The sequence below is a fragment of the Cellulomonas sp. EB106-03-03-XG116 genome (assembly GCF_058792015.1).
Window position 1 is genome coordinate 1 of record NZ_JBYTEP010000083.1, and the last position, 10,846, is coordinate 10,846.

The following is a 10,846-nucleotide window of genomic DNA, read 5'->3' on the forward strand; positions in this document are numbered from 1 at the left end:
CCCCCCCCCCCCCCCCCCCCCCCCCCCCTCCTCCTCCCCCCCCCCCCCCCCCCCCCCCCCCCCCCCCCCCCCCCCCCCCCCCCCCACTGCTCCGGGCCCCGTAGAGTGCGAGCCCGATGAGCGGACGACGGCCGGACGGGGCGGGCGCGCTGGGCCGGGTGCCGGCGCCGGCGCTGTTCGCGGTCTCCGGGCTCGCGCAGTACGGCGGCGCCGCGCTCGCCGTGGCGCTGTTCGCCGTGATCCCGTCGCCGACCGTCGCCTGGCTCCGGATCGCCGTCGCCGCGCTGGTGCTGCTGGCCTGGCGCCGGCCGTGGCGCGCGCGGTGGAGCCGGGCGGACCTCGGCGCGGCCGCGGCGTTCGGCGTGGTGCTCGCCGCGATGAACGTGTCCTTCTACGTCGCCATCGACGTGCTGCCGCTGGGCACCGCGGTGGCGATCGAGTTCCTCGGCCCCGTCGCCGTCGCGGCGGTCACCGGCCGGACCTGGCGGGAGCGGCTCGGCATCGTCGTCGCCGCGCTCGGGGTCGTGCTGCTCGCCGGGGTGGAGCTGAGCACCGGCGGCGAGGACTCGGTGCGGGGGCTGGTCGCCATCGGCGTCGCCGCGGCGTGCTGGGCGGGGTACATCCTGCTCGGGCGCCGGGTGGCCCACGGGGCTCGGCGGCCTGCGGGGGGCACCGGCGCGGCCGACCCCGACGGCGCGCGTCCCGCACCCGACGGCATCGCCTCGCTCGCGGTCGGCATGACCGCCGGGGCCCTCGTCGGTGCGCCGTTCCTCGCCGCGCCGGCGGCACCCGTGCTGACCGACGCCGGCCTGGCGCTCGCCGTCGTCGGCATCGCGGTGCTGTCGTCGGTCGTCCCGTACGCGATCGAGCAGGTCGTGCTCCGCCGGGTCACCGCGGCCACGTTCGCCGTGCTGCTGGCGATGCTGCCCGCGACCGCGGCGGTGGTCGGCGCGGTCGCGCTGCGGCAGTGGCCGCACGGCTGGGAGGTCGTCGGGCTGCTGTGCGTGTCGGTGGCGATCGTGCTCACGGCGACGCGCCGGGCGCCGGGGGAGGGCGCGGAGCCGCCCGCGGCCGAACCGGCCTAGAGGTACTGCCCCGGCCCCTGGTCCGCCGTCGGCGCCCCCGGCACCCCGCCCGGGCCGCCGGGGCCGGCCGGTCCGGGACCGCCCGGCAGGGCCCGCCGCATCTGCGTCAGCTGCGCCTGCGCCGCCATCTGCTGGGCCACCAGCGCGGTCTGGATCCCGTGGAACAGGCCCTCGAGCCAGCCGACGAGCTGCGCCTGGGCGATCCGCAGCTCCGCGTCGCTCGGCGTCTGCTCGTCGGCGAACGGCAGCGTGATCCGGTGCAGCTCGTCGATCAGCTCGGGGGAGAGGCCGTCCTCGAGCTCGTGGAGCGACCGCTCGTGCACCTCGGCGAGCCGGGCGCGGGCGGCCTCGTCGAGCGGGGCGCTGCGCACCTCGTCGAGCAGCTGCTTGATCATCGTGCCGATCCGCATCACCTTCGCGGGCTGGCCGACCGAGGCGGTGGCCTCCTCGGCCGCGTCCGGCTGCTCCTCGGCGCCGGGCGAGCGGGCCTCGCCGTCCTGCTCGCCGGGGTCGCCGGAGCCGCCGCCGAGCACGACGACGCGGGGGCGCTGCGGGCCGGTGCTGGAGTCGCTCATGCGCGCCATCCTCTCGCGCGCGGGCGCGGACGGCACCCCTGGGCGGCCACCGGCCGGTACGCCGCCGTCACGGGACCAGCAGCACCTTGCCGAACACCTCGCCGGAGTCGAGCAGCCGGTGGGCGTCCGCGGCCCGGTCGAGGGGCAGCCGCGCGTGCACCACCGGGCGCAGCCGGCCGTCGGACAGCATCGGCCACGCCTGCGCCCGCACGTCCGCGACGATCCGCTCCTTCTCCGCGAGCGGGCGCGCGCGCAGGGTGGTGCCGATGACGCTTCCGCGACGGGCCATCAGCAGGCCCAGGTCCAGCTCGCCCCGCGACCCGCGCTGGGTGCCGATCACGACGAGCCGGCCGCCGGTGGCCAGCGCCGCCAGGTTGGTCGCGAGCCCGCCCGCGCCGAGCACGTCCAGCACCACGTCGGCGCCGTGCCCGTCGGTCGCAGCCCGCACCGCCTCCGCGACGTCCTGCGTGCGGTGGTCGACCACCGTGCGCGCGCCCAGCGCCCGGCAGCGCTCCGCCCGGTCCGCCCCGCCCGCGGTCGCGACGACGTGCGCGCCGAGCGCGGCGCCCAGCTGCACCGCGACCGACCCGACACCCCCGGACCCGCCCTGGACCAGCAGCACGTCGCCGGCCGCGAGCCGCCCCGCGTCGACGACGTTCGTCCACGAGGTGAGCAGCGCCTCCGGCAGCCCGGCGGCGTCCACGAGGTCGACGTCGTCCGGCACCGGCAGCAGGAGGCCCGCCGGCACGGTCACGGCCGTGGCGTAGCCGCCGCCCGGCAGCAGCGCCGCGACCCGGGCGCCGACCGGCCACGCGGTGGTGTCCACGCCGGGACCGTGACCTGCGACGACGCCCGAGACCTCGAGGCCGGGCCAGTCGGGCGCGCCGGGCGGCGGCGGGTACCTGCCCTCGCGCTGCAGCAGGTCCGCGCGGTTCACCCCGGCGGCCGCCACGCGCACCAGCACCTCGCCGGGACCGGGCTCCGGGTCGGGCCGCTCGACCACCTGCAGCTGGTCGGGTCCGCCCGGGCTCTTGACCTGCACCACGTCCATCGTGCGAGCCTACGCACCGTGTCGTCGCAGGACACGGGTGGATGAATCCTCCCGATGCGCTCATGTGGGGGCCCGGTGGCGCCGATGAGGTTCGGACGGGGGCCCTCCACGGGTGCCTTGACCTGGGCGTGCCCGCACGGCCAGGTGGGACGCGAGGATCGGGAGGCAGGTCGACATGCTGCGCAGGCTCGGCATCCGCACCAAGGTGCTGGCGGTCCTCGCGCTGCCCGTGCTCGTCCTGCTGCTGACCGCGGCCTACATCACCACGCAGTCCGTCGGCGAGGCCCGCACCGCCGCCACCGTCCGCGACGTCGTGACGGTCATGCCGCTGTACGCCCGCGCGGCCGAGGCCCTGCAGCAGGAGCGCACGCTCTCCGTGCAGCAGGTCACCGACGCCGACCTCGGCGGCAACCTGAGCGCGGCGCGGTCCGCGACGGACGACGCGGTCGCGGCGCTCGGCATCGCGCTGCGCGACATCGACCTGTCGAGCCTGGACGCCCGCGTGTCCGACTCCGTGCAGAAGGCGACCGACCAGCACACGCGCCTCGTGGAGATCCGCGACCGCGTCGACGCCGACTCCATCCCGGGCACCCTGGTCGACAGCAACTACACCGACATCGTGTCCGCCGACAACGACGTGCCGGTCGTCGTCGCCGAGACCCTGACGGAGCGGTCCCTCGCGAGCCGCATGTCCGCGTACGGCGCCATCGCCGACACGATCGAGCAGGTGCTCCGCGCCCAGCCGCTGGCGACCGGCGTGCTGAACGCCGACGGCGCGAACTCGTCCGACGTGCGGGAGCTCGCGGCCCTGTTCGCGGTGCAGGACCAGGCCCGGGCCGACGCCCGCGAGCGCACCAACAGCCTCCGGCTCCCCGGCATCCAGCTCAGCTCGCGCGACGCCGACCTCACGGCCATGCAGCTGTCGATGGTGTCGGGCAACGAGCTCACCGTCTCGGCGCTGGACCCCACCCGGTGGAACAGCCTCGTCAACGCGGAGCTCGCCTCGCTGCGCCCCGTCGGCACCGAGCTGCTCGAGTCCGCCACCGAGCGCGCCGACGTGGTGGCCGGCCAGGCGCAGGAGCGCGCGGTCATCACGGGTGGCATCGCGGCCGCGTCGGCCGCGCTCTCGATCCTCATCGCGCTCGTCGTCGCCCGCGGCATCGTCGTCCCGATGCGCCGCCTGACCGCGGCCGCCGGCACGGTCCGCGAGACCCTGCCCCGCCTGGTCGAGCAGGTGGCCGTCCCGGGCGAGACCCCGGACCTCACCCTCGCGAACATCCCGGTGGAGTCGCAGGACGAGGTCGGCCGGCTGGCCCAGGCCTTCAACGACGTCAACTCGACGACGATCCAGGTCGCCCGCGAGCAGGCCGCCCTCCGCGGCTCCATCGCCGAGATGTTCGTCAACGTCGCCCGCCGGGACCAGGTGCTGCTGGGCCGCCAGCTGTCCTTCATCGACACGCTCGAGCGCTCCGAGGAGGACCCGGCGGTCCTCGCGAACCTGTTCCGCCTGGACCACCTCGCCACGCGTATGCGCCGCAACGCGGAGTCGCTGCTGGTGCTCGCCGGCATCGACTCCGGCCGCCGCCTGCGCGAGGCCATGCCGCTGTCCGACGTGGTCCGCACCGCGTCCTCCGAGATCGAGCAGTACGACCGCGTCCAGCTCGAGCTCGACGCCGACCCGCTGATGCACGGCTTCAACGCGCTGGGCGCCGCGCACCTGCTCGCGGAGCTGCTGGAGAACGCGACGCTGTTCTCCGAGCCGGGCACCCCGGTCGTCGTGCAGACCGGCGTCGAGGGCGACCACGTCGTGGTCCGGATCGTCGACCAGGGCCTGGGCATGTCGGCGGACGAGATCACGGCCGCGAACGCCACGATCTCCTCGACGTCGCCCACCGAGGCCCTGGGCGCCCAGCGCCTCGGCCTGTTCGTGGTCGCGCGCCTGTCCCAGCGCCTCGGCGCCGAGGTCGTCCTCGAGCGCGCCGAGGGCGAGCTGTCCGGCACGGCCGCGGTCGTCCGGTTCCCGGTCGCGCTGTTCACCGCGAACGACCCGGCGCTCGCCGGGCCCGCCGCCGGTCGGGCCTCCGGCCCGTCCACGGGGCAGGTGCCGACCGTCGACGCGCCGGTCGCCGTCCCGGTCGACCTGGCCGCGCTCACCGACGGCGCCACCCAGACGGGCCTGCCGCGCCGCCGCACCGCCGGCGACGCGACCCCGGCCGCCGCGCCCGCCGTGCGCTCCGACGTCCCGGCGGAGCAGGACGTGGTCCTGCCGGCCCCCGCCGAGGCCACGCTGGCTCCCGAGATCGCGGCCGAGGCCGGCGGCTGGACCCCGCTGGTCGCGCCCGCCCCCGGGGAGCCGGCCCCGCTGCCGTCCCGCGGCGGCCTGCCCTCCCGCGGCGGCCTGCCGTCGCGCGCCCCCGCCGCGCCCGTCGACGAGCCCGAGGCCCCGGCCCCGGCGCCCGCCGGGCCGCGCGCCGGCCTGTTCTCCGGCTTCCGCGGTCGCGACGCGCTGGCACCGGCCGATGCCGACGGCGCGGACGCGACCGAGCCGACCGCGGCCGCCGACGAGGCGCCCGTCGTGGACGAGCCCGCCGCCGGGTCCGCCGAGGCGCCCGCCGCCGAGGCACCGGCCCTGCCGTCGCGGCGCACGCCGATCACGTCGCCCGCCCAGGTGCGGTCGATCGTCGACGAGCTCGTCGACCACGAGCCCGAGGTCTCCGCCGCCGACCACGCCCGGCTGGACGCGCTGTCCGCGCCGCTGACCGCGAGCCTGCCGATCGTCCCCGCGCCCGTCGCCGAGGCGGAGGAGCCCGCCGCCGAGCCCGAGGCGGGGGAGCGGTCGGAGCAGGCCGAGGTCGCGCCGGCCGAGGCCGAGACCGTCGCCGAGCCCGACGAGCCCGCCGAGCCCGCCCCGGCCGAGCAGCCGCTGGTCGTGCCCGGCCTCGCCCCCGACGAGCCGCTCGACGAGTCGCACGCCTGGTCCTCGTGGACGGGCGCCCCGGCGACGCCGGAGCAGCCGTCCTGGACCGTGCCCGCCCCGCACGCCGAGCCGGAGCCCGTCGCCCCGGCGGCCGCGGACTCGCCCGCCGTCTGGTCCGGTGCGGCCGCGCCGGTGGCCGACCAGCCGGTGGCCCCGGTCGGCCGCGCGGACGACACGGCGGTCCTGGGCGCCCCGGTGCCCGCGCCGTCCACCCCGGCGCCGCAGGTGCCGACGGCCCCCGAGGGCCACGCCGCGCCCGCGCCCGTCGCGATCCCGCCCGCCGCGCCGGTGGCGGCTGCCCCGGTGGCTCCCGCCCCGGTCGCCCCCGCCGCGGAGACCCGGCCCGCGCCGGACGCCCCCGCGCTGCCCGACTTCGCCAGCCTGGTCCAGGGCGACGAGGCGCCGGCCGAGGCCGGCAGCCGCCCGCGCAAGCGCCGGTCCCTGTTCTCGTTCGGCCGCCGTCCGGCGCAGGCCGAGGCCGCCCCGGCGCCCGTCCCGGCCCCCGCCGCGGCTCCCGCCTGGCCGGCCACCTCGGCCCCTGCCGCCTCGGCGCCCGCCGCCTCGGCCCCGCCGCAGCCCGCTGCCGCGCAGGCCCCCGCGGCGCCCGCCCCGGTCCCCGCCCCGCAGCCCGCCGCGCCGGCCCAGGCCGCGCTGCCGACCCGCCCGTCGGTCGCCCAGTCGTGGCAGCCCGTCGCGGGCTGGGACGGCGAGCAGCAGCGCGCCGCCGAGCCCGGCCGGCCCGCCGCCCCGGCGCCGTGGTCCGCCGCGCCCGCCGCGGCCCCCGGCTGGGGCGCCCCCGCGGCCGGGGCCCAGGACGCCGGTGCCTACCCGGGCGCCGCGCCGGCCTGGTCCGCCCCGGAGCCGTCCGCCCCCGCCGAGCCGGTGCAGCCCGCGGCCGAGGTCGCGCCGCAGCCCGCCGCGTGGTCCGCCGCCCCCGCCTGGTCCGCGCCCGCGGAGCCCGCGTGGTCGCCCGAGCTGCCTGCCCAGGCCGCCGAGCCCGCGTGGGCACCGCAGGAGCCCGCCGGGGCGGCCCCGCTGCCGACCCGCACCCGCGGCGAGGTCCCGCCGCCGGCCCCCGAGCCCGGCGCACCCGCGCCGGAGCGTCGTCCCCACCGCGACATGAGCGCCTGGGCGTCGTCCTGGTCGCCCGACGGCGCGTCGGTCCCGCAGCCGGCGCCCGCCCCGTCGTGGTCCGCCCAGCCCGCCGCCGCGGCGGCGCCCGCCGCGGACCAGCCCCGCCGGCCCGGCGCGCTCGACGCGGAGGCGGCCCAGATGCTCGCCCTGCGGGCCGACATCCAGGAGCAGGCGTTGAGCGAGCTGAGCCAGCTGTCCGCGTACCGGCCCCAGGTCGACGTGCCGGCCGGCGGCTCGCTCACCCGCCGCGTGCCGACCGCGATCCCGGCGGCCCCCGAGATCTCGCAGCCCGAGTCGGGTGCGGCTCCGGCGCGCGACGCCGACAGCCTGCGCGACCGGCTGTCGAGCTTCCAGTCCGGCAGCCGTCGGGGGCGTCGTGCCCTCGCCGGCTCCGACGCGGGTGAGGCCGGCGCCCAGCCGGAGCAGCCCCGCACCGAGTCCGACTCCCAGCCCGTCCCGCCGTCGCCGTCATGGTGACACCCGTCCCCGCAGCCGCAGCCGCGCCTGCATCACGTCAGGAGGATGTGTGACCACCCTCAGCACCGAGGCAGCCAACTTCGGCTGGCTCCTGGACAACTTCGTCCGGACCGTGCCCGGCACCCGGCACACGCTGGTGGTGTCGGCCGACGGTCTGCTCATGGCCATGTCCGAGCAGCTCGACCGCACCAGCGGCGACCAGCTCGCGGCGATCGTGGCGGGCATGTCGAGCCTGACCCGGGGGGCGGCGCGCCAGCTCCGCGCCGGCGACGTGCGGCAGGCCATCGTGGAGATGGACAACCTGTTCCTCTTCCTGATGAGCGTGTCGAACGGCTCCGTCCTCGCGGTCGTCGCCGACGCCACCTGCGACGTGGGCCTCATCGGCTACGAGATGGCGATGCTCGTCTCGCGGACCGAGGCCACGCTGACCCCGCAGCTCATCACCGAGATGCGCGGCAGCCTCCCCGTCGACGGCGCCACCCGCGCTCCCACCGTGTGAGGTAGCCGATGAGCGAGAGCGAGTTCGAGACCAGGACCGTCCGCCCGTACGCCCTCACCGGCGGCCGGGTGCGGTCCGAGCGGTCCGACTACCCCCTCGAGGCGCTGGTGGAGATGCTGCCTGCCGGCGTCTCGGGCCAGGGCCTCACGCCCGAGAAGCGGGCGATCCTGCAGCACGCGTCGCACGGCTACATCTCCATCGCCGAGCTGTCCGCGCTGCTGCACCTCCCCCTGGGCGTGACGCGCGTCGTCGTGTCCGACCTGGCCGACGCGGGCTACGTGCGCGTGCACTCGTCCACGCCGGTCGAGACCACCACCGGTCAGTCGCCCGCCCTGTCCCTGAGCGTCCTGGAGAGTGTTCTCAATGGCATTTCCGCCCTCTGACGCCGTGGCCACCGGCCAGGCCGCTGCCGTGCCCACCGCCCGCCCCGCCGGCGACGCCGGCGAGATGGGTGCCGCGCCCACCGTCGTGAAGATCGTCGTCGCGGGCGGCTTCGCCGTCGGCAAGACGACCTTCATCGGGTCGATCTCCGACATCGAGCCGCTCAACACCGAGGCCGCGATGACCGAGCACTCGGTCGGCATCGACGACGCGGGCGGCCAGACCGAGCGCAAGACGTCGACCACCGTCGCGATGGACTTCGGGCGCATCGCGCTGCCGGGGTCGCTGTGGCTGTACCTGTTCGGCACCCCGGGCCAGGACCGGTTCCTGTTCATGTGGGACGACCTGGTGCGCGGCGCGATCGGCGCCGTCGTCCTGGTCGACACCGACCGGCTCGACCAGTGCTTCCCGGCCGTCGACTACTTCGAGTCGCGCGGCATCCCGTTCGTCGTCGGCGTGAACTGCTTCGACGGCGTGGCGAAGCACCGCCTGGAGGACGTGCGCGAGGCGCTCGCGATCCCGGCGCACGTGCCGGTGCTCTACACCGACGCCCGGTCGCGCACCGCGACCAAGCAGACGCTGATCCAGCTGGTGCAGCTCGCCATGGAGCGGCTCCGCAGCTCCGCGGCGTGAGCTGACGACCCGCGCGCCCCGCTACAGTGCGGGGCGTGCGGGTCTACGCCGACGGCTCGGCCCTCCTGCGCTACCTGCCGTTCCCGGACCACTCGGTGGACTGGCAGCGGTGGGCGGAGCAGCACGAGCCGGAACTCCTCGTCACGCCGCTGTCCTTGAGCGAGCTGCGCCACGCGGCCGCCACGGCGCCGGCGCACGTCCGCGCGCGCGCTCACGCCGCCGGCGAGCGGCTCGAGGTCGTGCGGTTCTCGGACCAGGCGGTCGGCGCGGCCGCGATGACCACCGCCGTGCTGTCGCCGTTCGCGTCCCTGCACCTCGGCGTCGCGCTGGCGGACCCCGGGATCACGGGGTTCGCGACGTACGACGTGCGGCTCGCCGCGGTCGCCGCGATCCACGGCCTCGTGGTCGTGTCCCCGGGCCTGCCCGACCGCTGGTGGGACCTCGCGGCCTGACCCGCTCCCGCGCGCCGGCGGGTTGCTGGTACGTACAGCGATATCACCGGGTGCACCGGTCACTCCATCGGGCGTTCCACGCCGTCCGGGTGGTCGCGTGCGCGGCCCGAGCATCTGGCGGCACAGGCAGCCACCTCGTGCCGCGAGGCCTTTGCCGCGGGAAATCGTGCGCATTCGTGCGCCACGGGGCAGCACACCTACTCGCCGACGGCGTCCCTAGCGTCGACGACCAGGCCGTGGCCGTCCCGGCACCGGCCGTTCGAGCGGGGGCGACTCGACCTCGCACGCCGCGGGCCGGACGCCCCCCGGTGGGAGAGGACGCAAGGATGAGACTGATCAGACGCACGCTGGGGACGGGGGCGGCGCTGGCGCTGCTCGCACCGGTCGCCCTGGCCACGGCACCGGCCGCGTGGTCGCACGGCTACGTCGGCGGTTCCGAGTCGGGCATGGTGGCCCGGGCCGCGCTGCGCACCAACGCGAACCTCGGCGGCGTGCAGTACGAGCCGCAGAGCGTCGAGGGCCCCAAGGGCTTCCCGGAGGCGGGCCCGGCCGACGGGCAGCTCGCCTCCGCGGGGAACGCGCGGTTCTCCGAGCTCGACGAGCAGTCCGCGGACCGCTGGGTGAAGAACGCGATCTCCCCCGGGCCGAACCGGATCAGCTGGGTGTACACGGCACCGCACAAGACCACCAGGTGGGACTACTTCATGACGGTCCCGGGCTGGGACCAGGACGCGCCGCTGAGCCGGGCGTCGTTCGAGAAGATCGGCACCGTGCAGCACGACGGGTCGATGCCGACCGCCGGTGCCGTGCACGTGGTGGACGTCCCGGCGGACCGGGTCGGTTACCACGTCATCTACGCCGCGTGGACGGTCGACGACACCGGTGCCGCGTTCTACAACGTCATCGACGTGGACGTCGCGGGCGAGGAGCCCGGCGTGGTCGACCCGCCGGTCGACCCCGAGACCCCGCCGGAGGTCGACCCGCCGGTCGATCCCACGGAGCCCGAGGCGGGCGACGAGGGGACCGTCGACGTCACCGCGACCGTGCCGCGCCCGGAGCAGACGGACGGCGTGCTGGCCATGTCGGTGGCCGGCTCCGGGCTCGACCTCGGCGCGCCCGCCAACGCCGGGGACCGGCTGCGGTTCGAGGGTGCCCTGCCGACCGTCACCGTGACCGACTCGCGCTCCGACGCGCAGGCCGGCGACGGGGGCTGGACCGTGTCCGGCCGGGGTCGCGACCTCGTCGCGGGCGCCACGACGCTCACCGCCGACAACCTCGGCTGGACGCCGGTCCTGATCAGCGACAAGCACTGCGTCACGCCCGGGTCGCCCGTCGCGACCCGCCTCGCCGGCGGCACGGGGCTCGCGACACCCGCGACCCTCGCCACCGCGGCGTCGCACGGCCGTGCGGGTGCCACGGAGCTGACCGCGGGCGTGGTGCTCGACGTGCCGGTCGACGCGCCGGCCGGCAGCTACGCGGGCGCCGTCACGCTCACGCTGTTCCCGGTCGACTGACCCCCGGGGTGGGGGGGGGGGGGGGGGGGGGGGGGGGGGGGGGGGGGGGGGAGGGGGGGGGGGGGGGG

Annotated in this window: 9 protein-coding genes; 7 read left to right on the top strand and 2 right to left on the bottom strand. The window is 77.5% G+C overall.

Annotated elements, in window-relative coordinates:
* The first annotated feature begins 158 nt into the window (after positions 1-158).
* On the top strand, positions 159-1,085 hold the full coding sequence (locus tag AC3WUG_RS18535; RefSeq protein WP_492329022.1) for an EamA family transporter: 927 nt from the start codon (positions 159-161) through the stop codon (positions 1,083-1,085).
* On the opposite strand, the gene AC3WUG_RS18540 is transcribed toward AC3WUG_RS18535, so the two are convergent.
* Positions 1,082-1,669 (bottom strand): bacterial proteasome activator family protein, encoded by a 588-nt coding sequence (locus AC3WUG_RS18540; RefSeq protein WP_492329017.1) that lies wholly within the window; start codon positions 1,667-1,669, stop codon positions 1,082-1,084. The genes AC3WUG_RS18535 and AC3WUG_RS18540 overlap by 4 nt on opposite strands.
* A gap of 58 nt (positions 1,670-1,727) precedes the next feature.
* A complete protein-coding gene (locus AC3WUG_RS18545; RefSeq protein ID WP_492329018.1) occupies positions 1,728-2,711 on the bottom strand; it encodes an NAD(P)H-quinone oxidoreductase in 984 nt (327 codons plus the stop codon).
* Between the two features lie 175 nt (positions 2,712-2,886).
* On the opposite strand from AC3WUG_RS18545, the gene AC3WUG_RS18550 reads away from it, so the two are divergent.
* The 6 genes from AC3WUG_RS18550 (at position 2,887) to AC3WUG_RS18575 (ending at position 10,778) form a co-directional block, all read left to right on the top strand.
* Positions 2,887-7,299, top strand: coding sequence for a sensor histidine kinase (locus tag AC3WUG_RS18550; RefSeq protein WP_492329019.1), 4,413 nt, complete (start codon positions 2,887-2,889; stop codon positions 7,297-7,299).
* 49 nt (positions 7,300-7,348) lie between these two features.
* Positions 7,349-7,798 (top strand): roadblock/LC7 domain-containing protein, encoded by a 450-nt coding sequence (locus tag AC3WUG_RS18555; RefSeq protein ID WP_147794822.1) that lies wholly within the window; start codon positions 7,349-7,351, stop codon positions 7,796-7,798.
* Positions 7,799-7,806: 8 nt separating this feature from the next.
* On the top strand, positions 7,807-8,181 hold the full coding sequence (locus AC3WUG_RS18560) for a DUF742 domain-containing protein (RefSeq protein ID WP_147794821.1): 375 nt from the start codon (positions 7,807-7,809) through the stop codon (positions 8,179-8,181).
* Positions 8,162-8,812: a GTP-binding protein gene (locus AC3WUG_RS18565; RefSeq protein WP_147794820.1), complete on the top strand. Its 651-nt coding sequence runs from the start codon at positions 8,162-8,164 to the stop codon at positions 8,810-8,812. The genes AC3WUG_RS18560 and AC3WUG_RS18565 overlap by 20 nt, the downstream gene beginning before the upstream one ends.
* Before the next feature lie 35 nt (positions 8,813-8,847).
* Complete coding sequence (locus AC3WUG_RS18570; RefSeq protein ID WP_492329020.1) at positions 8,848-9,264, top strand: PIN domain-containing protein; 417 nt, start codon at positions 8,848-8,850, stop codon at positions 9,262-9,264.
* A 326-nt stretch (positions 9,265-9,590) separates the two neighbouring features.
* A complete protein-coding gene (locus tag AC3WUG_RS18575) occupies positions 9,591-10,778 on the top strand; it encodes a lytic polysaccharide monooxygenase (RefSeq protein WP_492329021.1) in 1,188 nt (395 codons plus the stop codon).
* The last annotated feature ends 68 nt before the right edge of the window (positions 10,779-10,846 follow it).